This window comes from Nocardia sp. NPDC003979 (assembly GCF_053605015.1).
The window spans coordinates 1-24,152 of the sequence record NZ_JBSGIJ010000037.1 but is presented as its reverse complement, the minus strand read 5'-3'; the positions used below and the strand labels follow the sequence as shown (position 1 = coordinate 24,152).

The following is a 24,152-nucleotide window of genomic DNA, read 5'->3' as shown; positions in this document are numbered from 1 at the left end:
TACCGGGGGCCTTCGCCTGTCACATCGACTTACCCGCGGGGAGCGGGACAACCTCCCTGGACATCACACCTAGTCCGAGGAAGATCCCAGCGGCCCGACCCCACCAATATCGGCGAACGGTGATCGATGGAACGCCGCATCGACATCCACTATCGATTCCTGAATGTCGGTGCCGCAGTATCAGACCGCGACGACTCAGCAACTGAACCTGACCGCAGCTCCTAGGGCACAGCGTGGTAGTCGGATAGGGCGAACTGAGTCATTTGGCTACGGAATTGTCGAGCCAAGCCCGGGAAAGCCGCGGGATTAAAACCATCTTCCCCGACAGGCCAAGTAACGCATCCAGAGTTCCAAGTCGTGCGAGCCAAGTGCCGTTGAACAACCGCGTTGAATCGGTCCTGCGCTGACTTTCGTACATCAATATATCGGAGCCCCCATCGCTCCAGCGTCCGCACCGACTCTACGATGTAATCTATCTGCGCCTCCAGATAGGCTAGGGCTGTGCAGAAATACGGACCGGAGTTCGGTCCGAAAGTGAAATGTAGGTTGGGATACCCAGAAAGATGTATGCTCTTGTACGCGTAAACTCCTTCGACCCATTCTTCCTGGAGGAGACGTGCGCCACAACCACGAACCGGGAATGGTACTCCAGCCTCGCCGGGTGCATCGAAAACGATCGTATCGAAGCGGCGCTCGACGCCATCAACCGTGAGGATTCCGTGCTCCGTAAGCCGAATGATCGGGAAGGTGAGGAGTCTGCAGTTGTCCCGATCTAGAGCCGGTAAGAAATCATTTGAGATGAGCAATCGCGGACGGCACGCCCGGTTGTCCGGTGCGAGCTGCCGTCGCGCCCATCTATCTTTGACCTGAAGCCTCAACTGGATTTTAGATACCTGTTCCAGCGCGGTGGTGAGACCTGTTGTTCGAACCAAACCGTATCCGATAGACTCGTACGCCCAGAAGTGGGCACTCCGGGCTAGATCCTCGGCCAGCGGTAGTTTCTCGAATAGCGAACGTCTCCACCCTGCCGTCCCGTACTGCGGGTGGGGAAGAACCCATCGCGGTGCACTCTGAAATACGGTGACGTGGCGGGCTCGGTCCACCAACTCCGGGATCATCTGGACTGCATTGGTGCCGGTACCGACGACTGCCACCGTCAGTCCGGTGACATCCATACCGGCGTCCCATCGGGTACCGTCTATCTTGTGGCCACGAAAGTCGTCGGCGCCCACGATCTCGCGCCTGCTTGCGTTCGAGAACGGCACAGTCGCCACCACGACCGAGCGGGCAGTGATGCTCTCCTCCTCGCCACTGCTGGTCGAGACACGCACATGCCAGGTCCCTCGAGCCTCGTCGAAGTCGAGTCCGTTTACGTTGTACCCGTAGCGAATCCGTCCATCGAGACCATGCCGGGTGATCACGCCGCGCATGTAGGCACGGACGTCTACGCCCGGCGTATACCTATGGCTCCAGGCGGGATCCCGTGTGAACCAGAACGACCGCAGTACTGACGGACGACCGCAGGATGCGTCCGGATGAACGCTGTCGCGCCACTCACCGCCGGGCTCAGGTGCGCGCTCGAGAACCACGACGTCCTCGATCCCCGCGCACCGTAATCGGATCGCGGTGCCGATTCCCGAGAACCCGGCACCTATGATCACGACTCGTGTGGGACCGGGAATTGTTTGCCCGGGGTCATCGTCTGTCGGCCGCCCCTCGTCGATCATGCTGCGGCCACCGGTTGGTAAGTGAGCTCGTTGATCCAGGAAGGAGTCGAACCGAGCCATTGTTTAGGGTAGTGCTCAGTGATCGTCAACAGGGCATTGCCGAGTAGTCGATGATAAGGGTGCGACTGGTCCATGACCATTTCACCGTAGTACTTGACGAGTTGGTAGATCGGATTGCGGCGGGTGGCGACGCTCCGGTCACCGATAATGCCGAACTTCCGAATCGCGTCGAAGAGCATCTGTTCGTCGAGTCCCATCGCGATGATGCTGTCGTGCATACGGGTCAGCAGGGGCAACCCGGTGAGGATGCCGATGAGTAGGGATGGGCGCAGCGCGGCGCCGGCGGCTTCGATCAGCAGTCGGTGTATCGGCCCCGCTCCAATCATGTCCAGCACATGGAAATCCACAGCTAGGTGACGGGACTCATCGGCATTGATCCGCTGAAAGACCTTGTGGCACAGGGGATCCTGGATCTCCTCAAGTAGGAACTTCAACAGTGCTCCGTCGAGTGCCACCTCGAGCATCGGAATCGCTGAGCCTAGTACGGACAGCGGCAGATCATCTGCGTAGCTGTCCAGCCATTCTATGGCTAGTCGGATATTGATATTCGGTTCTGGGATCTCGTCGTCATCGAGCATTCCCCAACGGCGCATGAGGGCCAGCTCGGCGTTTGCGTGCTTTTGTTCCTCGGCCTGGAAGTAGCGGTAGATCTCAGCTAGCGTACTGTCCTTGGTTTGACGGCCGAGCGCGACGAAGGCGCGCGAGCCGACCTGCTCGATCCAGACCAGATCGGACATGAATTGCTTGACCTGCGGGAGCTGCTCGGCCGTTATCGTGTCCGCGCCGGGCTCCCCCCAGTCGAAGTCGCCGAGTGCCCATTGGCGTTGTTTTATGATTTCCAAGGTGTGCGGCAAATCGATTGACATCGCTCTACTCCTTCGCAAATATGGACACAAAATCTTGGCCTGGTGTCCGGAGGCCGTGCATTTCGCAGCGGTAGCCGCTCACGTGTGGCATTGTCGGACAAAACTCTTGGAACTCGTTCCAGTAGACGAAAACGCTCGTCGCTGGCGCATGCTGGCCGTGAGTAATCCGGCGCCGGGCGAAGGCCGCGGCGCAGCGGGGTCTCCTGAAATCGCGGGCCCGTGCGCGCCATTTGCGTCCGTTAGCGAGGTCGAGGCCGGCGAGGGGGGAGGTGTCAGGCGATCGCAGCTGCGATTAGGCGTACGTCCTGGCCATGAATCGACGGGCAGAGGCCCCGCCTCGGGTACTCCGCGATGGCGATTTGAAAGCCCTCTAATCGCGTGGCGGACCACCGACAGGCCCGCCATCCATGGTCGTGCGCACCAGGAGAGCGACACCGTCGGGGCGTTCGGCGCACGACCGAGGGCACCGGGAAAGGCAGATCGTGCGGAGAGCTCAGACGTCAGTCTGCTGTGGGCGGGCAGTGAACAAGCCGCGAGCGTAGCGGCGTGAACGCAGGGGAGTGTAGGTCCGCAATGCTTGACACCGGGAGCGTGAACTGCGCCACCAAGTGAGCAAGCAGCCCCGAAACGCGTGCGCACAAGCGAGACCGCCGACGCCCACACCGCACTTCGGACACCGCTTCCAATGATGACTATTGCAAGGCCAGAGCACTCCCTCTCCGATAGGGCCAGTCCCGAGGCGACGACATCCGACGATGAGGACCCGCGCGTGTTGGTCCTCATCCATTCGTTCGTCGTCAGCCCGGACTTGCACCGGGGCGCCCCGTTGCGTACCACAGGAACGATGGTACTCACCTAGTATGATCGTTTCAATGCCCACGTCAGGGGTTTGAAAGTATGGCGTACGGAGGTTCATTGGGTGCATACTCAACGGTCGACCAACGACCCCTGCCCACATGACACCCGGCGACGTTGCCCGGCTCGAAGGATCCGATCACGACGATGAACTACACCAGGTTGCTTCTGAAGGCCATCGCGGTGATCCGGACGCCGTCGCCGTCTGGGACCTCGGAACGTATCCTCGACGCCGGGCTAAGGCAATTCGAAGTTGTCGGGATCAGCCGCACACGGATCGAAGACATCGCTCGTCGCGCACGGCTGGCACGTGTGACGCTGTACCGACACTTCCCGAGCAAGGGGCGCATTGTCGAGGCGGTGATTCTGCGAGAACTCGCCAGGTTCCTCGTTGAGTTGGAAGCAGAGGTGTCAAATCATCAGGATCTCGAGGAGAAGATCGTCGAAGGATTCGTTTTCACGCTGAAGGCAGTACGGGGGCACGCCCTGCTCAACAGGCTGTTGGAGACCGAGCCGGAGTCACTACTGCCGTTTCTCACGATCGAGGCAGGGGGTCTTGTCGCGACCGCGTCGAACTTTCTGGCCGACCAACTCGCGCAAGAAGTTGATGCTGCCCGCACGGATGTCGAACTTCACGTGGTTTCCGAGCTGACTGTCCGCGTGATCCTGTCGTTCGTGCTGACCCCATCGACCCGCATATCCCTCGATACCCCTGAGGGTGCGCGCCGATTCGCGCGCCGCCACCTCCTGCCTCAGCTGCGTGACGACTCAGTTGGCGGTAGCGCGACATAATGTCAGATCTGTATCGCTGCCCGGCCGCAGAGATGCGCACCGGTAGAGGACAGAGGGGGATGCGCTCCTCGACGAAGTAGCGGCATACTTGTTGTGGTGACGACGAAATCTGCACGTCGCGGCGCGCGATTCTCGGCCCTGGGTAGCACCCGGGATGCCCTACTTGATGCCGCAGAGTTCTGCTTCGAAGAGGTCGGATTCTCGGCGACGACGATGGAGGACATCGCTCGGCAGGCCGGCGTCTCTCGGGCCACGGTGTACCGGCACTTCGCGAACCGTGAATCGGTGGTCTCGGGCGTCGTCCTGCGGACGGCCGGCCGCTACCTCGACGGGATTGGCGGGCCACTCGCCGGACAGCCTGATCTCGCATCTGCCGTGCTGGTCTTCGTAGAGACCACTGTTCACGCCGCCAGCCGAGAGAAGTCGATTTCCGCTCTGTTCGTCAGCGATGATCGCCTCGCTGGAATCGGTCTGACAGAGTCCACATCGGTCGCCCTCTTCGAACTCGTCACCGAGTTCCTGCGACCGGTATTCACCCGTCACCGCGATGACCTGCAGCCGGGGATCTCAGTGGACGACGCCGCGGAGTGGATCCTGCGGACGATCCTCAGCCTGCTCACCGTGCGCGGTCCGAGACGACGCAGCCCTGCTGGCCTCCGTGCGTACCTTTGCCGCTGCCTCCTGCCTGCCATCGTCGTACCAGCGTCTACCGAATTGGATCGGCACCGCTGTCACGACGACGTGCAGATCGGCAATGCAGGTGACACAAATCTGCAGTAGTGTCACCTTGGGCAGTAGTGTCACCTTGGGGCAGGTCAACGCAGAGACGGAGGAGGCTCCGATGGAATTCCCGCAGTTCGACCCCCGAGTTGCTGGGCAGGTGCTCGGCGCAGCAACGGATGTGGGCGGCATCTCGGCTTATCTCGGATTTCGTCATGCCGAACTGAGCGCCGGTCGGTTGATCGCCGAGATGGAGGTGCGAGACGAGCTCCTTACCCCCTTCCGTACATTGCATGGTGGCTGCCTGTCAGCCATGGTCGACCATTGCCTGGGTGTTGTCTTTTATCCGGTGATCCCGACCGGCTGCTGGGTCGCGACAACCGAGTTCAAGATCAATCTTCTGCGGCCGGTCACGGCTGGCGTATGCATCGCCACGGCAGATGTCATTGCCCTGACCAGGCGATCGGGCGTCGCACGCATCGACATCACCAACGACGGCAGGCCAGTGTGCGCCGCTCAGGGAACGGTTACGATCGTCAGCGACGGGGGCGGCAGCTCGTGACGGATGGCATTATCGAGATGCAGGTACTGGCGCGTGACGGAATCACGCTGGCGGCCGACTACTATCCCCATGGTTCCAACCAGCAGGTTGTGATCCTGCTGCATGGAGGTGGGCAGAGTCGTCACGCCTGGACCACCTCAGCGCTCCGCCTGCGCGATCGCGGCTACACAGTAGTTGCATACGATGCACGTGGGCACGGCGACAGTGACTGGGCCCCCGACGGACGATACGACGTCGAGCACCTTGTCGATGACCTGCTCATAATGCGAGAACGATTCTGCACCGAGGACGCGCCCGCGGTCGTCGGAGCATCATTGGGCGGGATGACCGTTCTTGCCGCGCACCTGCTTGCGCCCCCCGAGTTGTGGGGAGCGGTGGTGCTGGTCGACGTGACCCCACGGATGGAGTTCGATGGCGCTCGACGCATCGTCTCGTTTATGTCCGCGCATCCTGACGGATTCGCGAACCTCGAAAACGCTGCCGACGTCATCGCGGCATACAACCCGCACCGCGAACGACCGGTGCGGCTTGAGGGCCTTTACAAGGTACTGCGGCAACGAGCCGACGGTCGATGGGTGTGGCGATGGGATCCCGCCTTCATCACGAGTCGTTTTCAGGCGTTGCAACAGGACGCGTCTGCCGGTGCCGAGCAATTCGACACACTTGTAGAATTGCTCGTCGCGGGTGCGGGTAGAGTCGTCGCGCCGACCCTGCTCGTGCGCGGTGCCCTGTCCGATCTGGTATCGCAGGAGACCGTTGCAGAATTCCTGGAAATTGTGCCGCACGCGGAGACGACCGATGTCTCCGGAACTGGCCATATGGTGGCAGGAGATGACAATGACGCATTCACGCAGGTTGTCACCGACTTCCTCGGACGCACCCTATAGGCCCGATCGCTTCCGGCGGTTGGATGCTGGTCATGGCGCCTTGCACGACACCATTGCCAAGGGAACGCCTGCTGACGGGCTGTTCTCTGATTGCAAGAAGGCACATCGCGACTTGCAAAGGCCAGGCGGCTGAAGGGTGAGAGGCCCATCAGCCGCATATGACGCCGGCCAGAGATAGCGGGAGAGGCGCGGACTTGAGGTCGCTAGCGATGGCCAACTGGCGATAGTGCGCGGCCTGGGCAGCATTGCATGTGCTCTCCGTTCGTCCTGCTTGTGCTGGCACCAGCCTTGCCCCTTTGAGCCAGTTCGGGCAGTTTGGAGACCAATCTCAACCGTGTCACAGAATGACGCCGGGCCGTCGGCAAACCGTCACGGGTTGAGGACCGCCTTGGGCTGTCTAGGAATTCTGTCCGCTGAGTTGTGAGTTTCCAACCGTTCGATGGACGGATCTCCGCTCATGCCGATGATGTACTCCCCACAATTCCGTGAAAGCGCTGTCGCTCTGGTCGTCGATAAAGGACGCAGGGTCGCCGATGTCGCCCGTGATCTGGAGTCACCGAGCCACGCTGTAGCGGTGGAACACCAGGCCCGCGGTGAGGCCCCCGGGACATCCATGGACGAATCGGCGCAACTGAGGGATGCGCTGAACAGGATCAAGCAACTCGAGGAGGAGCTGCGAGCGACTCGGGGTTGGCCGCGAAGGTTTTCGACGACCCACGCTCGGCTCAAAAGGCGGTCCCCGGCTGTCTCGACCTTGACCGGGCAAGGAATCAGCATCCGCACCACCAGCCGTGTGCTCGGCGTGTCCGAGCGCGGCTACCGCCATCACCGCAACCGATCACCCAGCCAACGCCGACTGCGCCACGAGATGCTCGCCGAAACGATCCGGGCTATCCATCTGGCCTCCCGTGGCCGCTACGGCGTGCACCGCATGCACGCCGAGCTCACTATCGGCATGGGTATCGAGGTTGGCTCTGGACAGGTGCGCTCGATCATGAAACATCTTGGATCCAGGAGTCGTCGCAACGGCCGGACTATGAAGCGTCCATCAAAGCAGCCAAACGTTGGGCTGGTGTGTCGCAGTCGAGAATTTTTCTGTGGACGGCCGGTGAGTTCCTCGGCGACCTCGGTTCTGCCGCAGAGTACCATTGGTGTCTTTCGTTGCTGCCGCGCTGCCACAGTGCGCCGGGATCGGCGAAGAAGACGCGAATGTCGGTGGCCATGGGAAAGGGATCGGTGCTCGGCTGTCTCGGCATCCTGGTCCCAAGTCGCGGTGCGGTGGGGGGTCGCGGGTAGTTCGGTGACGGCGGCGATGAGGCTGTCGCGGACGACTTCGGCGGTCCGTTCGGCGCCGAGGTGTCCGAGGACGAGATAGCGCTTCAGAGTTTCTGGATCGAGGAGCCAGGAACCGGGCCGCTGCCGCGGGAGTTTCGCCTGACGTCGGCTATCGGTGGGTTCATCGGGCTGGAGGCTCGACGCCGCGTCCGACGCCACGGGTGTATATGCGGAGCAAGACGCGATGTTCGATACCTCGAGCTCTTCCGCAACCGGCAGCGGCGGCATAGCGGCATCGGAATGCTGACCTCGATGGAGTACGAGAACGCAACCATCGTGGCATGAGGTCCACGGCTCCGTGAAACCAGGGTAAGACCAGACCTAGAAGACCGGCCGAGACAGATTCCATCATGGCTGGCGGAAGCACTCGCGCCCGCATGAAGTTAACTGTAGTTTTGCTCATGCCATCTCGGTCACCTTGCGCGAGTGATGATGGGCCAGGTCTTCCCCGGACCGTTCTCCCGGCAGATTCTGCTGTGTATGCATGGAGACTGCTCGAAAATGGAGTTACGGGAAGGCTTCGAGACGGTCATGCGGCGATGAAGGGGCATATCGCGGTCGGCGAGACCGCGCTGATGGGTCTGGCGTGTCGGCGAGCTTGCATCCGGTGGAGGTCGCGAGCGACTCGAAATCCATCGCCAAGCGGCGATCGTCGGATCGGATCGCAAGTTAGCGGATCGATTGCTGTTACGCATCCGTTGGAGTCTGATGGTCTATTGACAGGGTGTGACCCAGGACGCATACTCGTACCTTGAGTATCTAGTACTTGCCGTAGCACACATGGAGGTGGCGTGGTCGTGATGGCGCACTTGGCCGCAACTCAGCAAGGCACAGCTTTCCGGCCAACACCAGCCGAGTGCGTCGGGTGCAAGATCGGCCGAACCGATGCGTTCTTTGCGCCCGCCGCCATCTCGGACAACGATGCGAGAGACGAGATGGGAATCTGCCGTGGTGCCTGCGCGTAGCGAGTTGTCGGCGTCGGCCCGAGTAATTCGTGAGAATTTATCCGGAACAGTGGTCTCTGGCCTCCGAACGTTTGGTCGGACTACGCGGATGGCGTATTCAGCCGCGATGGGTGCCGCGAGTGACATTGCCGGATTGAAGTTTCAATGGCGTGAGGCGCTGTATCAATCCTGGTACTTGATTACGGTTACCGCAATTCCGGCAATTCTAATGGCCGTGCCATTCGGGGTTATCGTCTCGGTTCAGGTCGGGAACCTGATCCATCAGATCGGCGCAGATTCGCTTCTCGGTGCAGCCGGCGGTTTGGGGGTAATAAAACAGGGCGCCCCCATGGCGACAGGATTGTTGCTGGGCGCGGCTGGCGCGGCCGCGATCGCGGCCGACTTGGGCGCCCGCAACATCCGTGAAGAGATCGACGCCATGCGAACGATGGGCATAAGTCCTATGCATCGCCTCGTGATTCCCCGGATGGTGGCGATGATTCTCGTTGCACCGATGCTCAATGTCTTGATCATCTTCGTAGGGGTCGTGGCGGGATATGCAGTCGCGGTCGGTCCTCAGGGGGTGACGCCCGGCAGCTATTGGGGAACCTTCGGATCCTTCACCGTAATGGCGGATATCGGCGTGTCGATTGTCAAGTCTGTGCTGTTCGGCTTCATCGTCGTGATGATCGCGTGCCAGCGGGGTCTTGAGGCCAAAGGTGGTCCACGTGGAGTAGCGGATGGCGTGAACGCGGCAGTTGTTCTCTCCGTCGTCTCTGTCGCTGTCGTGAATCTATTGGTCACTCAGTTGGTCTCAATGTTCCTTCCAACAAGGCTGGCATAGATGTCGGAGATGAAGTACACTCCCCCGCGGCTAGTGAAGGCCCGGCGAACTGCGGCGTCACTCGGGCACCGTGTCGTTCCGGTGGAGCCTCTAGGTTTCGTCCTCAATTTCATCTGGCAGGCATTGTCGGCGATACCGTTCACGCTCAAACGATATCGAGCGGAGACAATGCGCGCGATCACGGATATGACGTGGGGGCAAGGCTCGATCATCGTGGGCGGTGGAACGGTCCCGATGCTGGTGGTGCTGGGACTGGTCATCGGCGGCTCGGTCGGCGTCGAGTCATTCGCGACTCTAGACCTCATCAGTATGGGGCCGGTGTCAGGCATTGTCTCAGCCTTCGCCAACACCCGAGAGCTAGCGCCGATCGCGGCAGGAGTCGGATTCGCCGCACAAGCTGGGTGTCGTATAACCGCCCAAATCGGATCGATGCGGATCTCAGAGGAGATCGACGCCATCGAATCGCTTGGATTGCGATCGATTCCTTTCGTTGTAACGACCAGGATTGTTGCCGGCGCGGTGGCGATCGTTCCGACTTTTCTTATCGCGCTAATCCTCAGCTACGCGGCGTGCCGGACTGTGATCGTCCAGCTGCACGGCCAGGCCGCAGGTGTCTACGATCACTACTTCTATCAATTCATCAGCGGGTGGGATATCACTGCTGCTGTGATCAAAGTTCTGGTATTCGGGACGGCTGTCATCTTGATTCACAGTTATCAAGGGTTCTTCGCGACAGGCGGGCCGGAAGGCGTCGGAATTGCGTCCGGCCGTGCCGTCCGGGCAAGTTTTGTGGCGATCATCGGTCTAGACATGGTATTGACCATCCTCCTGTGGGGTGTCAACTCCGCGATCGAATTCACAGGGTGAGCGCCGATGTCTCGATATGAAATGCCGGGAGTATCGGCAACAAAGCGATCGTCGATTATTGTCGGTATGGTCGCCGTGCTGACGGCACTGTCAGTAGCGGCCGCTTGGACAGTTGGCAATGCGGCCCGCGGCGACAACCGAATGCTCGTGGTGTTGCGCACCGAGAAAATCGGAGACGGCGTCGGCGTGGGAACGCCGGTGCAGTTCGACGGTGTCGGCATCGGTGCCGTCACTGCCATCGGCTCAGGTGATGGGGCGAAACAGGTGACTTTGATGCTTGATCGAACAAACTCGAGCGGGCTCACCGACAGCCTTCTCGTAGACTACTCGCCGTCTAATCTCTTCGGTATCAGCGAGGTTGCGCTGAAACCGGGCGTTGGGGGCACACCCCTGCGAGACGGCGTTGTTATCGACCTGACGGGTCCTCGATCTGACAGGCAGCGAGATGCGACCATGGGTGTACTGATTCGGACAGTCGCGGAGACCACGGGAAGCCTCCTTACCCCGGAACTCACCGACGTGCTGGTGCGGGTTGCTACAGCGGCCCGCCAATTCACGCCACTGATGGAGGCGATTGTGGTATCCGGTCGGAACGTCGCTGAGACACGCTCTGTGCCGGTCTCGGCATTGCTGGAACAGTACGGCTCGATGCTTGTCGGCAGCGCATCGATGATCGACGGCACGGTAGGCCTGATATATCGACTCACCACCATCGAGATTCTGAATAACCAACGCGAACTATTCGACGCCACAGTCAGTGTTGTAGGCCAACGCTTCTTCCCCGCCCTCGCGGGAACGCTATTCACGGCGCAGGCGCATCTGTCAGAATACGCGGCAATGCTCACGCCGATTCTTGCAAGTGGCAGTCGAATGGTTTCGACGCCTGGTGTTTCGAGCATGCAGCTCTCCGAGATACTGTCGCGGCTGGATCGGTCGTTCACGTCGACGCCTAGTGGCCCGGTACTGAGTATCAAACTGATTCTCGATCTAGTTCCCGCGATTGCGGCGTCATCGCCGGAAACGTTGGTTCCGACACCGTATTTCGGGGGTGGTCGATGAACAGGCATGGCAGCCTATTGGTGGTAGTCGCGAAGCTCGCGGTTTCTGTAGTCGTGATCGCAGTGCTGCTCGCAGCAATCGCGCAGACTGTACAACGCCCGGTCTCAGGAGGGACTAAGCAGTTCTCATCGGAGTTCGTCGATGCGAACGGTCTCAAGTCCGGAGACGATGTTCGGATGAACGGTGTCCGCATAGGTAAAGTGCTTTCGATCTCACTTGAGGATGGTCGCGCAATCGTCACGTTCATGGTCGAACGCGATCGGCATTTATACGAGAACACCGTCCTAGCTATACGATATCAGAGTCTGGTGGGCCAGCGTTACGTCGACGTTCAACAATCATCGCCAGTCACTGCGGAGTTGGCGGCAGGCAGTAGGATCGGGGCTTCCAGAACCATCCCGTCATTCGACATCACAGCTCTATTCAACGGGCTGGAACCGGTTCTGAGCGAGTTGTCACCAGCAGCAGTAAATAAGTTCGCTACTAATATGATCGCCGCTATAGAAGGAGACGGCTCGGGTATCGGTTCGGTTCTCGACTCTATCCAGACCTTGTCCAGCTATACGATGGACCGACAGGCAGTGATTACCGCGTTGGTGGCTAATCTGAAAAAGATATCTGACCATCTCGGCGGTCGATCCTCACATCTGGTGCAGCTTGTTTCGGAGCTGTCGGTGGTTGTCTCCACGCTACGTAGCAAGGTGGATGGAATCGTCGAATTCGCTCTTATGGCTCCAGACGTGATCGCGCCGCTGAACAGCCTCCTCGACGCGATTGGGTTGACTCCTGGTAGCAATCCGGACGCCGATACACTGCTGCGGACGATATTTCCAGATCCTCAACAGGCAGTCGAAGTACTCCGAAAACTGCCAGCGATGCTCCAGACCCTGAATAGTTGGATCCCGTCCGATAGTCCTGTCGTGAACCGAAACTGTTCGAACGGGAACGTCGACAGCCCGGATCCTTTCCAGGTGATGATCACGGGACAAAGGATATCGATATGCAAAGGATGATAGCCAAACTAGTCAGCATTATCGGGAGATTCGCTGGCTGGGCGCCAACGGCTGCCTCATCACGTGACTCGCGGGAATTGCGATGGGGCGCCCTCGGAGCATTCCTGATGGGTGTCGCGTTGCTAGCGAGCGTTTTGGTGTACGTGGTGCCATTCGGCAAGTCGACGTACTGGGCCGAGATGTCGGAACTCGGGTCCATAAAGGTCGGCGATGACGTCCGTATCGCCGGTGTTCCGGTCGGCGCCGTGAAATCGATTGAGCTGCGTCGAAAGGACGTCCGCGTGAGCTTTACGATTGACGATGATATTTTCATAGGCGATCAGACAAGTCTCGACGTCCGAATGTTGACTCTGATCGGTGGGCACTATCTCGCCTTGACATCAGCAGGGACTTCATCGCTTCGCGCCCCGATACCTTCTGACAGGGTGCATCTCCCGTACAGCCTCGGTCGGACCTTTCAGGACGCAGCACAGCCGATCGCGGATATTGAGGGCGATACCTTACGGCAGAACTTGACTAACATGAACCGCGCGATCGTTTCCGGGCCGGCAGGGATCCAGCGAGCAGTCGATGCGTTCACATCGCTCGTCGAAATTCTCGACCGTCAGAGTCGGGACGTGTCGGAAACGCTTGCGATGGCCGACGAGTACATCAGTGCAATCAATAACTCGAAGGCGATCCTCGGGGAACTGATCGCAAGTGTCAACCTTATGGAGACGGTGGGGCTCGGCAAAAAGGCTGAGATTTTCGAGGCAGTCCGGTTGATGGAACAGCTTCTGTCTCGGATCGCAGCACTCGAGCCGGTGTACCGGTCAAGGCTGGATTCCATCGCCCGAAGTCTGGCCGAGGTCATACCCGAACTGAACCGTCTAGGCGAAGGTATGGGGCAGATCATCACAAGCACTCGGGACTTGATGTCGAGACTGCAGCCCGTCGCTTCCTCAGAAGATGGCATCGTTATTGACCAGTCTGCATCGGTTGTCGTTGCGCAGTCGTTTTGTATTCCCGTCCCTGGAAAGGACTGCTAAGGATGAATAGGATTCTGGCCTCCCGCGGCCTCATATCCCTCCTCGGCGTCGGGGCTATATGCACGATATTGGTTGCTGGGTATTTCGCGGTACTCAATCCTCCGAAGACGATGCGGCACTACTGCGCAACCATGCCGGACGCAATTGGACTGTACACCGGAAACCACGTCACCATTCGTGGCGTCAGAGTTGGCACGGTGACGCACATCGAACCTCGTGGCGAAGCGGTGCAGGTTGATTTCGAGGTGGACGCCAACCATACGCCGCGTGGTGAGGTATCGGCCACTACCCTTTCAGACACCATCGTTGCTGATCGCTCCTTGGCTATTCTCGACAACAGTGAATCCGATGCTGAATGGGATCCCCGAAAGTGCATTTCCCGTACTTTGACTCCGAAAAGCATGACACAGACACTCGATGCGTTGGGTGCCCTCGCAGCAGAAATCGACAATGGGAGTGATCCGGCACAGCGCGGGCAGCTATCCGAGGAAATCGCCGCACTCGACAGCTCGTTGTCCGGCACAGGTCCGAAAATGAATGAAATAATCCGTACACTCGACCGGGCGCTCGGCTCGTCCAACGCTGCCGCCGGACACCTCGGAGCCCTCATAGATTCGCTGCACAGCTTGATGAATAGTGTCGCGCGTGGATGGGGAGATATCGAATCCATGATCACCCGTCTGGCGCCGGGGCTGGCGGTGATCGACCACGGAATCTTCGCGCGAACAGTCTCGATCATCGACTCATTGCGAATTATCGTGCCATGGCTGAACGAAATCACCACTATGTTTGGTGACCAAATCCTCCAAGGTCTCGATGCGACAGTTCCCCTCGCGCGCCTCGCCAGCGCGAATATCGGTACAATGAGGGACATTGTCGACATGGCGCCCCCGCTGCTGCAAGCCTTCGGGGACGTAACCGACGCGCACAGCGGTCGACCCGTTCTGACGTATGCAACCCCTAGGGTGGCCATGCCCCAAGCTGATGCTGACCGAATATGTGCCGCGATCGGCCTGGTCGCACAGGGCCGTTGCGATACTGCTGAGGACGGTTTGACGAATGTTTCTCTGATTCCCTTGGTGCTCGGAATGGCGGGTGCGCGATGATGAATCTGCGAGTAGACGCGGTGGCCATTTCTTCCCGGACCCGCCGGACGCAATTCGTGACCGCGGCCGCTGTGGCACTTGTATGCCTTGTCCCCGGCTGCGGATTCGATCCAGCTTCGATTCCTGTCCCTGGGACTGGGATATCGGGGGCCCGCTATAGTATCCGAATCGAGTTCGCCAATACGCTAAACCTGCCGTCACAAGCACGAGTGACGGTCGACGGTCTGCGTGCCGGAATTGTCCGCGACGTTGCGGTGATCGATGCCGGGAAAGATAACGACGGGTATGTCGTGGTCGACGTGGAAATAATCGAATCGGTGCGGTTGCCTGTTGGAACTACGGCTGAGCTCCGCCAGCCGACCATTCTGGGTGACGTCTCCATAGCGTTGATCACCCCGGAGGCCGGCGGAGGTGGCCTCATCGCGCCGGGCTCCACAATCGATCGAGGACAAACTAAGCCGTTGCTTCAGGTTGAGGACACCATGAACGTCTTGGCGACCTTTGTCCAAGGGGGTGGAATACAGCAGGCTCAGGAGATCATCAACCGCGTGAACTCGGTGCTTCCGGCGGATACACGGGAGACTGCCTCGATCTCGGAAGTGCTGGGTGCCGATATCGAAGACTTGGCACAGCACCTGGATGCTATCGACGGCTTACTGGGTGGACTGCGGGCCAGTACCGATGCTGTCCTGAGCCGAACACCCGAATTGGAGTATCTGCTGACAGATTCTGGAGTGGATCAGGCGGCTGCGTCGATGACGTCGATGATCGGTTTGATCACACTGTATGATGGATTCACGCTACTGACAGATTCCCTCCGATGGATCGGTCCGCTGGCGCAGTCAGGCGACGCGGCTGCCCGTGCTTTTATACCACTCCTTTTCACGTCCCGTCCGTTGGACCTCTCAGCCCCGTCGAACTTGAACAAGATCATTGCGCTTTTGCGCGAAAAGGTCATTCCATTCGTGGAGCACGGACCGAAGGTTAATGTTGCCGGCCTTGAGACTGCCGAAGGCTCTCCCGGATCCGAAGCCGACCGGATCGCTGGAATTCTATCGGCATTGCGGATGATCGGAGCAGTGCGATGAAACTGAGTTCGGGACTATCCCTCGTTGCTATCATGTCGGTTTTGATTCTGGGCGTCGGTTATCTCACATTCGGTGTATTGCGAATAGATGTCTTCAGTGACTCGATCAACGTGACGTTGCGTGTTCCCCAGGCGGGAAGTCTGCTAGTGGGTTCACCGATACTCCTACGTGGTGTGAGGGTGGGAGAGATCGCGTCGATAGAGAAGGCTGAACGCGGTGTCGAAATGCAACTAGCCCTCGAGTCGAGATACCGAATTCCGGCAACAGGGACCGCGACAGTCGAAGACCTATCAGGTCTCGGTGAGCCTTATATCGAGTTCGTGCCGAAGAACGGCGCCGGTCCCTACCTAACCGATGGCCAGCGCCTCGACGCGGTGCAAGTAATACTGCCCCGTTCGATTCCAGACGTGGCGCAGACTGTTACGGGTCTGCTTGAACAACTGAATCCGCAGGCGATCAGCAACATCGTCAAGACGTTGGATCAAGCGCTGACGGGAACAGACACCGTTATGCCGAGGCTGGCAGCCTCGACGACACTGTTGTCGGAGACGATTCTGAGTAGGTCGCCCGCCATCCGCAGCATCCTCGTCGATCTACAGACGATGGGCGCGGACATGGCTTGGGCCGGGCCCGGGATGGCAGCCGCTGGTCCCTTGTGGGACGAGGCAGGAATGTGGGGTGCTCTCATCGCCGATTCCATCGCCCGGCTGGCCCGTATCGGCACCATGCCGGACGACTACTTGCAAGGCAACGGCGTCGTGCCTTTCCTCGGCGAGGTCACGGAATATCTCAGCCGCATTGGACCCGACTTGCAAGAATTGGCACCAGCCGTGCAACCGCTGGCGGACAGCGCGGCGATGTCCATGCCACAGATAGACATAAGCGATTTGATAGCACGTGCTCTCAGCGCGACTGGAGACAGTGCATTGAATGTGCGTATCGGCATCAAATAGGACCGAAACACGCTACCCGAGGAGATATTCATGCCCGTAGAAACCGCTGACAACATCGACGGCAGAGCGGAGACCGTATCTAGTAAGTTGGGTACGCCGGCAGAGTCGGTCGTAGCGAACAGGAACCGGTTTGGTCCGGGAAGAACGCTGTCGGTGGACTTGCGCTCGATCATTGTCGGAGCGATAGTGGTAACACTTGTCGTTGGGATGTCTGTTAGCTTTCTGTTGTGGCTCTCTACGAGGAATGAGCTGCGAGAAGCTGACTCCATTGCGTCCGCGGAAAAGAGGGCTGAAGAAGTAGCCTCCGAGTACGCTGTTGGCGCGTCCAATATTGATTATCAGAACTTCGATGGATGGGTACGTAATCTGAAATCGAATACTTCCCCCGCCCTAGCGAACAAGTTCGACCTCACTGCTCCGCAGCTCAAAGACATTGTACTTCCACTTAAGTGGACTTCGAACGCGACCCCAATCGCCGCGAGAGTGAAATCAGAAGACGCTGGTGTTTATGTTGTGAACGTCTTCTTGAGTGTGACATCGACCAGTGCGCAGACCCCGGAGGGCGCGCAAACAACTGTCACCTACACGGTGACGCTAGACAAGAACACGGATTGGAAGATCACGGATGTCGGCGGTGTTGACATGGCCCTTCCGGTCAAGTAGCCAGCGACACTGTCAGTAGTAGGGAACTGAAATTATGACCTCGAGATCTACGATCTTTGTGGCTCCCCGAAAATACATGCTTGAGCGGGACTCTGGGCCTGCTTTGCATATCGCCGAGTGGGGATCGACGAGCCCGAGAGTGACAATCATCCTGGCACACGGGCTGGCGCTTTCTCATGGGAGTTGGGAAGACGTCGCACAACTCGTCGTCACGGCGGATCCCACCGTGCGTGTACTCGCCTATGACCATCGAGGACACGGGCAGTCGCAATCTGCTCCAGCGAGCCTGGAGCTTCTCGCCGACGATCTCGCTGCAGTCATCTCCGCATATGCACCCGTCGGCCCGATCGTGCTCGGCGGTCATTCCATGGGCGGAATGACATTGATGGCGCTGGCCGAACGCGACAGCATGGTGCTCGAAGCGCGAGTCGTCGGTGTCGCGTTCGTGGCGACTGGAGCCGGAGATATCCTCGGACGACTGATGCGCCGCGGGTTCTGGTCATGGTTGGTATCGCTGGCGTTGACTGTGGCACCGCTTCTCGTGATCCCTTCCCGGCCGCTGCTCATCGTGCGACAGCTGACACGTGCCGTCTTGTTCGGGTACCGCCCATTCCGCCACGACCTGAACCGAGCGGTAGGGCAGCTGGCGAGCAGCAATCCTCGCAGCGTCGCACAGCTGGCTCGTTCGATCCTGTCCCATGATCGGTACTCGGCACTGGATCGATTCGACTGTCGTGTCGTCGTATTCGCAGGTTCGCGCGATCTGTTGACTCCCGTTTATCACGCTCGTGCGATACACCGTCGCGTACCAAAGAGCGGCCTGGTCATCTTCCCGAACTCCGGGCACTTTCTACCCTATGAACGCCGCGGTGAGATTGCGGCCCACCTACTGGGATTGACAATGCCAATGGCGTACTCGGACAGCGACGTTGCATAGCGGCATCGGAGGCTCGAGTTCGTCGTAGGCCCAGGCGGTGTCGCCGGACAGCTCTTAGGTCTTGTCCTCATGCCCCTCGGTGGTGACCACAACGGCGATGGCTTCGGTCAGATCCCGGCGCGACGCCGAGGCGACCACACCGTCGCCGGTGCTCGACAGCGGCACACCGGTCTCGCGAACGGTGGGGATGTCGCGGCCGTAGTTCTCGCTGTACCGGCCGTTGCGCAGGATCGTGTACGACACCCCGCTGGCACGCACGCGTCTTCGGTGGGCAGGTGCATGGCCGCGGTCGACAGCGCGGTGTCGTCGGCGTTGAGGCCGCTGGTGTAGATGATCCGCGCGGCACCGGCTTTCGCGACGGCAGCGATCTCCTCGGTGTGCTGGCGGTCGCGGTTGGCCAGGTCGGTGCCCGAGACCAGCACGAACATATTCACCGGCGTAATGGTGGTGGGGTCATCGTAGTCGATGACCGCGGTGTGCACCCCTCGGGCGGCGTGGTCAATGATCTTGGCCAGGTCGCGGGCACCGGCGATCACCTCGGCGGGGTCGGTGCTGCGGTCGAGGACGGCTTCGACGGCTGCTCGGCCGAGGTGACCGGAGGTAACGGTGATGACGATGGACACAGGTCTCCGTTCAGGTTTCGACGGTGGTCAGTTGCTGATGGCGCCTGCGCGATGCAGGTAGCGGCTCTCGCCGATCTGATCGGCGGTGAAGGCGGCGATGCCGGCGCGGGTGATCGCGAAGCCGAGCTTGTCGGTGCCGAAGAACCTGACCGGATATGGCCCTTCGGTGCACAGTCCTTGGGGGCGATGAACCGCACGATCGTCCAATCCAGCCCCGAGGACATGATCTGGTTCGACATGCCGGTGATCTCCTCGTAGGCGCGGGGCATGAACGTGCGCGGCATGAACTCGATCAACCGGGTGATCAAGGTCGGGGACCCCTGCGGGTCCAGTACCGCAGGAGTGGCGTGGCCGACGAAGCGGCCCACACCGTGACGCTTCATCGCCGCCAGGATGTGGCTGGTGCCCTCGATCAGCGGGGTCCCGGTTGGCTTTGCGGTCCATGCTCGGGCCCAACGCGCTGATCACTGCATCGGCACAACATACTGCGTCCTCGATCGCGCCGCATTGGAAACCTCGCCGACCACGACTTTCACTTGCTCACCCCAGCGAGAGGGGATCTTGGCGGGTTGTGGGCGTAAGCGGTCACGGTGTGCCCGGCCGCGAGCAGCCGGTCCACCATCAGCGAACCGGTGGCCCGAAAACGGTGACATTCATACGAGTCCTCCTTCGGGAATCGGGGTGGTCAGGAGGCGTAGGGGCCGAAACGTCCCCAAGTGACGAACACCGCGGCTGCCAGCAGGGCCAGGTTGAACACGATCGCGGCGGGCTCCTTCCAGCGCGCGTGGGCCACCATTGCCAGCGTCATGATCACCGCGAGGCCGACTGCGGCGCTGAGACGTCGATGCCTTCAGCTTCTACCGTCGCAATGCTCCGTTCGTTTTCTCGACACCACCGCCGAGCGGCTACGGTTCGATGCACCTCACGAGCTCGGGCACCTATGTATTCACTGCACTCATGCTGTGCGCACGGGCGCGAGGCGGAAGCTGCGGCGAATCAGTTCGCCAGCGCGCTGCTCATGCCTCGCAATGATGTTCTGGCGGTGGGTCTGCGAAACCCGAGCGTGGCGCAGATCATCCGTGCGAAGGCTCGATGGAACGTCTCCGCGACAGCGCTGGCGAACCGGCTGCATGCGCTGGGTTTGATGACTGACTGGACATATCGCGCAGCGTTGGTGGAGTTGAGCAAGCGTGGATTCCGCTCCGCGGAGCCAGGCTCGGCGCTTGTACATGAATCGTCACAGGTGCTGGATAGAGTGCTCGCCGGGCTGCGTGGGCAAGGGATGACGGTGCGCGACATTGCCAAGGAGTTCGGTCTCACTCCCCAAGGGGTGACCGAGTACCTGTTCGGACTGACGATGACCCAGCACGAGGGAAACGGGTCGCGGACGGTCGCGGATGGATCGCCTCGCCCGCGCCTCACTGTCGTGCGAGATTACGTATCTGCTGGGTACACCGTGAGAACCTTCGTGCTGAGGGCCGTGCGCACAGCGGAATCTCTCCGATTTCTCGGCGTGCGCACGGGGCGGGTGTAGATGCGCACGGCCAGCTGCACTGTGTGCGCGGCTGAACGGGGCGTGCGCACGGTCTCGATCCTGGGTGTCAGCGTGCGCACGCGCCCACAGCGGCGGCGTACAGAAGCAGTCGAAGTGGAACGGGTGAACCAATCGTGCGAGACATGGCTGTCGCTCCGGTTCTCGACGTCGGCGCGCCGAGTCTGGCCAGCGCCGTCCTCGTCGAGCCTTCAGCTGGCGCTGATCTGTCGGTGGCCATGGCTATCGTTGTGCAAGCTCACCGACTAGGAGGTACAACGTGACTTCTGCCGACCTGAATACCTGGGCCAACAACTTCTCTGCACTTCGCGACATGCTCGACAACTACGAGAGCGAAGCGGCAAGGATCAACCCCAACTCTCCGAACCAAGGCACGAGCCAGCTCGTTGCCTTCCAGTATGGCACCTGCCTCTCCATGCTGGATCTCGCTCCGTGGCAGCAGAAGCCCGCCTGGCTCGACGCCGTGGAGTTCGGGCCGACCGCAGGCAACGAGCATAAGCTGCTCGCCTCCCGCTACGTACTCGAAGCGACTTTGAATCACGTCGACAACGTGCCGCTTGAGCAAGCGCGCACCGCTTTGCGTAACTCGGCTGACCGGCTCGAACAATTCGCTACTCGGTGGGCTGAGGGAGGGGTCGATTCCGCTGAGCTCGACGCGATTGCCACCGAGCGCCGCGCCCTCGCCAGTCGCGCCAAGAAAGCGGCTGCGGCCGTTAGCCAGCAGTAGTCCCACGGGGCAGGCCCGGGCGAGAGCGTCAAATCGCGTGGGCCCCGACCCCTGCGGGAAGAACGTCTACGCCTGACTGGTTGTACGCCGCGCCCTGGGTGTCGTCGTCGCAAGAACGCGACGGATCGGACCGTACCGGGCACGATGTCCCGCGTAGGGACTGATGCTTCGCTCGCGAAGAGCAACCGAAGGCGCCCTCCAAGGGAGCCTTCGGCGTATTCAGGACTGTCCTTGACAGGCTCGGGAAGAGCACTGAGCTCGCTAGATGATCTGGGACCCGATGGCCAGCACCCTGTCCGCAAGTTCCTGGCCTGCCACGTCGGCAACCTGCACACCGAACGGGACCAGTGCTGCCTTCAACCAGTTGAGCCCGCGCTTGATCCCCTTCTCGGTCAACGTGTCGACATCTTCGAGAAGTTCCGCGCGGTCGACGTCATCGATGCCGGGGGCGTATTCGATGTCATTGCGCAGCTGGCTGATCGCCGTCAGGACGTCGTCGAGAGACGCCCCCTGTGTAATGGTGGCGTTCATGGTGTGCCCCTGCCCGCCGACAGCCTGGTTGCCGACGGTCATCGCCCCGTAGTTGTCGGCCGAGATGTTGGTGACCGGCGCGATGGGTGCAGAACCCCCATCGATCAGGTACGGATGGCGCGCGGCGGCCCGACCGTTGGGAGTGATTTCCACGTGGTAGAACTCTCCGTCTGCTCGTTCGGAGCCCTTACAAAGACCAATCTCAACCAGATAGTGTGTTGCTTCGCGGATCTCGCCGGCAGACAACGGCCCGCTGAAGTCGTCGGCAACATCTGAACCAGGGTTCGCAAGCCGTTCGAGAACGCGGCGCAGCGCGAGCTTGTGGCGGTACGTATCACGGGCGATGCGAGCCTGGACGCGTCCTTCGGTTGGCAGGTAGAAGTCGAAGCTGCCTTCGGGGTCGCCGCCAATGGACAGATTGTTGTGGATAGCGCCCTGCGAGACCAGTTCGTCGAACACAGCCCGCGAGTCCTCTGACGGTACGACCTCGATAGGCGCGGTCGATCTGGCTTGGCCCGCGAAGACCGAGGACACCGTGGATATCCGAATCGACTCCCCCACAATGAAGTTGCTAACCGTCGGCACCGCAGGCAAGGCCCGCTCGGGTCACTGCTGTGGGAAGTTTGGCAGGATTGCGCTCGCCTGCGTAGTCGAAGTCCTCACCACCCGAGACGGCGGTCGTTGCCGATGTCATGCCGAGAATATTCGCCGAGAACCCCGACATGTGACGAGGACTTTAGCGCATCTGGCCCCTTGCACACCTGGTCGCTGGACCATACGCCCAGCGCTGCCGACGGTGGCCATCAGGAAACGAGCGTTCCGTTCGTCCTCGGTGAGCGTTGCCAGGTCCCACGCGACCTCAGTGTTGCTGGCGGTAGGCGATCCATTCGCCGACGTGGGTTCCACGCAGCATCACCTCACGCTACTGGGTCGTCTGCGGGACCGGCTGGGGGGATGGTGATCCCACTATCTCACCACTAGGTCATGTCTCCCAGTAGCTTGAGCCATTCGACTGTCAAGGCCATGACGATCCCGGCCCGGTAGGTGCAGGCCAGCTTGTCGTAGCGGGTCGCGACCCCACGCCAGTGTTTGGCCTTGTTGAACGCCCGCTCGACCACGTTGCGGCCCTTGTAGGCATCGAAATCGAACTGGGGCGGGCGTCCGCCTGCGCGTCCGCGGCGTTTCCGGTTGGCGACCTGATCAGACCGTTGCGGGATAACCGCAGTGATCCGCCTGCCTCGCAACAGCTCTCGATTCGCCGCCGAGGAATACGCCTTGTCAGCGAGCACCCGATCGGGGTTGCGGCGCGGCGAGCCACCGGCCAGCCGCGGTACCCCGATCGCATCGAGAACTGCTGGCATCATCGGCGAATCTCCGGCTTGGCCTGCGGTGATCAACACCGCCAGACCACGACCCTTGCCGTCGGTGGCCAGATGGGCTTTGGTAGTCAACCCACCGCGAGACCGGCCTATCCCGTGATCAGCCGGCTCATAACTCACCGTCCGGGCCGGGCACCGCGCCGACACCTCGGCGGGTATTGGCACCGTGCTGATGCACCCGCACGATCGTCGAGTCGACCGAGACCACCCAGTCGAGATTCCCGGTCGCATCTGCCAACGCGGTCAACGCGACCAGCACCCGATCCCAGGTCCCGTCCTCGGCATAACGGCGGTGACGCTTCCATACCGTCTGCCACGGACCGAACACCTCGGGCAGGTCTCGCCACGGCAACCCGGTCCGCAACCGGTACAGCATCCCCTCCACGACCAGGCGATAGTTGGAGAAGTTGCGACCAACCCGACCATCCGACTTCGGTAGCAGCAGCTCGAGCAGTTCCCACTGGTTATCCGTCAGAACCTGATGCCGATCACCGACAGCCGCCGCCACATCGAACATGATGCCCGACCCGATCACCTACCAGGCGAAAACCGGGGAACACGATTGGGAGACATGACCTAATTCGGCTGGAGACGCCGTTGTGGAGAGTTGTCCAGCGTTTCCGATCGTTGTCGTGGCGAAGCGTGTTTGCCCAGGTGGGGGTGCTGTTCTGGTAGTCGACAGTTATCCAGCGTTGGCCATAGTTGCCTGTGCTGCGCGCTCGGAGAAGGTCAGGGGTTCGATTCCCTTAGCTCCACGTATGCGCAGGTCAGCCTATGTTTTTAGGCTGACCTGCGTTTGTTTTTGTCACCATTAACTCCCCACTAATTCTGTTGGCGGGCTTCCATGGGTTCGAGTTCGGGCGATCTTCTCGGGTTCCTGCTGCTGATGTACTGGCAACTATCGGGCAGTGTCGTTCGGTAGTTGTCCGGTGATCGCGTGGTTGAGTACATCGGCGGCGGCCTTGTGTGGGCGTCCGCGTGCCATGTAGTGGCGTTGGGTCATCGCGGGGTCGACGTGGCCGAGGACATCGGCA

At 60.5% G+C, this 24,152-nt stretch carries 23 protein-coding genes and 2 pseudogenes; 17 read left to right on the top strand and 8 right to left on the bottom strand.

Annotated features, from left to right (window positions below; translation table 11 throughout):
• Nucleotides 1–221: 221 nt before the first annotated feature.
• Nucleotides 222–1,661 carry a flavin-containing monooxygenase gene (locus ACWEVR_RS33460; protein ID WP_378671433.1) on the bottom strand — a complete coding sequence of 480 codons (1,440 nt, stop codon included), beginning with the start codon at nucleotides 1,659–1,661 and terminating at the stop codon, nucleotides 222–224.
• 62 nt (nucleotides 1,662–1,723) lie between these two features.
• On the bottom strand, nucleotides 1,724–2,653 hold the full coding sequence (locus ACWEVR_RS33455) for a ferritin family protein (protein ID WP_022565911.1): 930 nt from the start codon (nucleotides 2,651–2,653) through the stop codon (nucleotides 1,724–1,726).
• 1,002 nt (nucleotides 2,654–3,655) lie between these two features.
• On the opposite strand from ACWEVR_RS33455, the gene ACWEVR_RS33450 reads away from it, so the two are divergent.
• The 15 genes from ACWEVR_RS33450 (at nucleotide 3,656) to ACWEVR_RS33380 (ending at nucleotide 18,306) form a co-directional block, all read left to right on the top strand.
• Entirely contained in the window at nucleotides 3,656–4,300 is a 645-nt protein-coding gene (locus ACWEVR_RS33450) for a TetR/AcrR family transcriptional regulator (RefSeq protein ID WP_022565909.1), read from the top strand.
• 96 nt (nucleotides 4,301–4,396) lie between these two features.
• A complete protein-coding gene (locus ACWEVR_RS33445) occupies nucleotides 4,397–5,080 on the top strand; it encodes a TetR/AcrR family transcriptional regulator (protein WP_081723035.1) in 684 nt (227 codons plus the stop codon).
• A gap of 61 nt (nucleotides 5,081–5,141) precedes the next feature.
• Nucleotides 5,142–5,582, top strand: a complete 441-nt coding sequence (locus ACWEVR_RS33440) for a PaaI family thioesterase (RefSeq protein ID WP_030204326.1) — start codon at nucleotides 5,142–5,144, stop codon at nucleotides 5,580–5,582.
• A gap of 17 nt (nucleotides 5,583–5,599) precedes the next feature.
• Complete coding sequence (locus ACWEVR_RS33435) at nucleotides 5,600–6,469, top strand: alpha/beta fold hydrolase (protein WP_022565907.1); 870 nt, start codon at nucleotides 5,600–5,602, stop codon at nucleotides 6,467–6,469.
• A gap of 439 nt (nucleotides 6,470–6,908) precedes the next feature.
• Nucleotides 6,909–7,844 carry an IS3 family transposase gene (locus ACWEVR_RS33430; RefSeq protein WP_081723032.1) on the top strand — a complete coding sequence of 312 codons (936 nt, stop codon included), beginning with the start codon at nucleotides 6,909–6,911 and terminating at the stop codon, nucleotides 7,842–7,844.
• Between the two features lie 1,013 nt (nucleotides 7,845–8,857).
• Nucleotides 8,858–9,592: an ABC transporter permease gene (locus ACWEVR_RS33425; protein ID WP_019050175.1), complete on the top strand. Its 735-nt coding sequence runs from the start codon at nucleotides 8,858–8,860 to the stop codon at nucleotides 9,590–9,592.
• A complete protein-coding gene (locus ACWEVR_RS33420; protein ID WP_022565903.1) occupies nucleotides 9,593–10,459 on the top strand; it encodes an ABC transporter permease in 867 nt (288 codons plus the stop codon).
• Nucleotides 10,460–10,525: 66 nt separating this feature from the next.
• Nucleotides 10,526–11,518, top strand: coding sequence for an MlaD family protein (locus tag ACWEVR_RS33415; protein ID WP_022565902.1), 993 nt, complete (start codon nucleotides 10,526–10,528; stop codon nucleotides 11,516–11,518).
• On the top strand, nucleotides 11,515–12,531 hold the full coding sequence (locus ACWEVR_RS33410; RefSeq protein ID WP_022565901.1) for an MCE family protein: 1,017 nt from the start codon (nucleotides 11,515–11,517) through the stop codon (nucleotides 12,529–12,531). Before ACWEVR_RS33415 ends, ACWEVR_RS33410 begins: the two co-directional genes overlap by 4 nt.
• A gap of 107 nt (nucleotides 12,532–12,638) precedes the next feature.
• Entirely contained in the window at nucleotides 12,639–13,559 is a 921-nt protein-coding gene (locus ACWEVR_RS33405) for an MlaD family protein (RefSeq protein WP_019050177.1), read from the top strand.
• A gap of 2 nt (nucleotides 13,560–13,561) precedes the next feature.
• Entirely contained in the window at nucleotides 13,562–14,665 is a 1,104-nt protein-coding gene (locus ACWEVR_RS33400; protein ID WP_022565899.1) for an MlaD family protein, read from the top strand.
• Complete coding sequence (locus ACWEVR_RS33395) at nucleotides 14,662–15,753, top strand: MlaD family protein (protein ID WP_051719637.1); 1,092 nt, start codon at nucleotides 14,662–14,664, stop codon at nucleotides 15,751–15,753. The genes ACWEVR_RS33400 and ACWEVR_RS33395 overlap by 4 nt, the downstream gene beginning before the upstream one ends.
• Entirely contained in the window at nucleotides 15,750–16,706 is a 957-nt protein-coding gene (locus ACWEVR_RS33390) for an MlaD family protein (RefSeq protein WP_022565897.1), read from the top strand. Before ACWEVR_RS33395 ends, ACWEVR_RS33390 begins: the two co-directional genes overlap by 4 nt.
• Before the next feature lie 30 nt (nucleotides 16,707–16,736).
• Complete coding sequence (locus ACWEVR_RS33385; protein WP_022565896.1) at nucleotides 16,737–17,369, top strand: hypothetical protein; 633 nt, start codon at nucleotides 16,737–16,739, stop codon at nucleotides 17,367–17,369.
• Between the two features lie 139 nt (nucleotides 17,370–17,508).
• A complete protein-coding gene (locus ACWEVR_RS33380; RefSeq protein WP_067488063.1) occupies nucleotides 17,509–18,306 on the top strand; it encodes an alpha/beta fold hydrolase in 798 nt (265 codons plus the stop codon).
• Nucleotides 18,307–18,413: 107 nt separating this feature from the next.
• Here ACWEVR_RS33380 and ACWEVR_RS33375 read toward each other — a convergent pair whose 3' ends face one another.
• From ACWEVR_RS33375 to ACWEVR_RS33365, 3 genes and pseudogenes are all read right to left on the bottom strand, one after another.
• Nucleotides 18,414–18,929: a Rossmann-fold NAD(P)-binding domain-containing protein gene (locus tag ACWEVR_RS33375; protein ID WP_387703325.1), complete on the bottom strand. Its 516-nt coding sequence runs from the start codon at nucleotides 18,927–18,929 to the stop codon at nucleotides 18,414–18,416.
• The gene (locus ACWEVR_RS33370) at nucleotides 18,839–19,312 is read right to left on the bottom strand and encodes a Rossmann-fold NAD(P)-binding domain-containing protein (protein ID WP_022565893.1); all 474 of its coding nucleotides are present in this window, start codon (nucleotides 19,310–19,312) and stop codon (nucleotides 18,839–18,841) included. Before ACWEVR_RS33370 ends, ACWEVR_RS33375 begins: the two co-directional genes overlap by 91 nt.
• 302 nt (nucleotides 19,313–19,614) lie before the next feature.
• Nucleotides 19,615–19,752: pseudogene (locus tag ACWEVR_RS33365) on the bottom strand (DoxX family protein); the annotation flags it as partial.
• Between the two features lie 117 nt (nucleotides 19,753–19,869).
• Here ACWEVR_RS33365 and ACWEVR_RS33360 point away from each other — a divergent pair.
• On the top strand, nucleotides 19,870–20,463 hold the full coding sequence (locus ACWEVR_RS33360) for an ImmA/IrrE family metallo-endopeptidase (RefSeq protein ID WP_022565892.1): 594 nt from the start codon (nucleotides 19,870–19,872) through the stop codon (nucleotides 20,461–20,463).
• Nucleotides 20,464–20,740: 277 nt separating this feature from the next.
• Nucleotides 20,741–21,208: a hypothetical protein gene (locus ACWEVR_RS33355; RefSeq protein ID WP_019050185.1), complete on the top strand. Its 468-nt coding sequence runs from the start codon at nucleotides 20,741–20,743 to the stop codon at nucleotides 21,206–21,208.
• A 261-nt stretch (nucleotides 21,209–21,469) separates the two neighbouring features.
• On the opposite strand, the gene ACWEVR_RS33350 is transcribed toward ACWEVR_RS33355, so the two are convergent.
• The 3 genes and pseudogenes from ACWEVR_RS33350 to ACWEVR_RS33340 all read right to left on the bottom strand — a co-directional run bounded on the left by ACWEVR_RS33350 (nucleotide 21,470) and on the right by ACWEVR_RS33340 (nucleotide 23,635).
• The gene (locus ACWEVR_RS33350) at nucleotides 21,470–22,198 is read right to left on the bottom strand and encodes a hypothetical protein (protein WP_452470154.1); all 729 of its coding nucleotides are present in this window, start codon (nucleotides 22,196–22,198) and stop codon (nucleotides 21,470–21,472) included.
• A gap of 112 nt (nucleotides 22,199–22,310) precedes the next feature.
• Complete coding sequence (locus tag ACWEVR_RS33345; protein WP_378671432.1) at nucleotides 22,311–22,433, bottom strand: hypothetical protein; 123 nt, start codon at nucleotides 22,431–22,433, stop codon at nucleotides 22,311–22,313.
• A 283-nt stretch (nucleotides 22,434–22,716) separates the two neighbouring features.
• A pseudogene (locus ACWEVR_RS33340) lies at nucleotides 22,717–23,635 on the bottom strand (IS5 family transposase).
• Nucleotides 23,636–24,152 lie beyond the last annotated feature (517 nt).

Excerpts from the sequence above, each read along its gene's own strand:
- ACWEVR_RS33435 (WP_022565907.1), top strand. The coding sequence starts at position 5,600 with ATGCAGGTACTGGCGCGTGACGGAATCACGCTGGCGGCCGACTACTAT.
- ACWEVR_RS33405 (WP_019050177.1), top strand. The coding sequence starts at position 12,639 with ATGGGTGTCGCGTTGCTAGCGAGCGTTTTGGTGTACGTGGTGCCATTC.
- ACWEVR_RS33390 (WP_022565897.1), top strand. The coding sequence starts at position 15,750 with ATGAAACTGAGTTCGGGACTATCCCTCGTTGCTATCATGTCGGTTTTG.
- ACWEVR_RS33455 (WP_022565911.1), bottom strand. The coding sequence starts at position 2,653 with ATGTCAATCGATTTGCCGCACACCTTGGAAATCATAAAACAACGCCAA.
- ACWEVR_RS33450 (WP_022565909.1), top strand. The coding sequence starts at position 3,656 with ATGAACTACACCAGGTTGCTTCTGAAGGCCATCGCGGTGATCCGGACG.
- ACWEVR_RS33415 (WP_022565902.1), top strand. The coding sequence starts at position 10,526 with ATGGTCGCCGTGCTGACGGCACTGTCAGTAGCGGCCGCTTGGACAGTT.
- ACWEVR_RS33420 (WP_022565903.1), top strand. The coding sequence starts at position 9,593 with ATGTCGGAGATGAAGTACACTCCCCCGCGGCTAGTGAAGGCCCGGCGA.
- ACWEVR_RS33400 (WP_022565899.1), top strand. The coding sequence starts at position 13,562 with ATGAATAGGATTCTGGCCTCCCGCGGCCTCATATCCCTCCTCGGCGTC.
- ACWEVR_RS33385 (WP_022565896.1), top strand. The coding sequence starts at position 16,737 with ATGCCCGTAGAAACCGCTGACAACATCGACGGCAGAGCGGAGACCGTA.
- ACWEVR_RS33440 (WP_030204326.1), top strand. The coding sequence starts at position 5,142 with ATGGAATTCCCGCAGTTCGACCCCCGAGTTGCTGGGCAGGTGCTCGGC.
- ACWEVR_RS33430 (WP_081723032.1), top strand. The coding sequence starts at position 6,909 with ATGGACGGATCTCCGCTCATGCCGATGATGTACTCCCCACAATTCCGT.
- ACWEVR_RS33370 (WP_022565893.1), bottom strand. The coding sequence starts at position 19,312 with ATGAAGCGTCACGGTGTGGGCCGCTTCGTCGGCCACGCCACTCCTGCG.
- ACWEVR_RS33360 (WP_022565892.1), top strand. The coding sequence starts at position 19,870 with ATGTATTCACTGCACTCATGCTGTGCGCACGGGCGCGAGGCGGAAGCT.
- ACWEVR_RS33345 (WP_378671432.1), bottom strand. The coding sequence starts at position 22,433 with ATGACATCGGCAACGACCGCCGTCTCGGGTGGTGAGGACTTCGACTAC.
- ACWEVR_RS33395 (WP_051719637.1), top strand. The coding sequence starts at position 14,662 with ATGATGAATCTGCGAGTAGACGCGGTGGCCATTTCTTCCCGGACCCGC.
- ACWEVR_RS33410 (WP_022565901.1), top strand. The coding sequence starts at position 11,515 with ATGAACAGGCATGGCAGCCTATTGGTGGTAGTCGCGAAGCTCGCGGTT.
- ACWEVR_RS33425 (WP_019050175.1), top strand. The coding sequence starts at position 8,858 with ATGGCGTATTCAGCCGCGATGGGTGCCGCGAGTGACATTGCCGGATTG.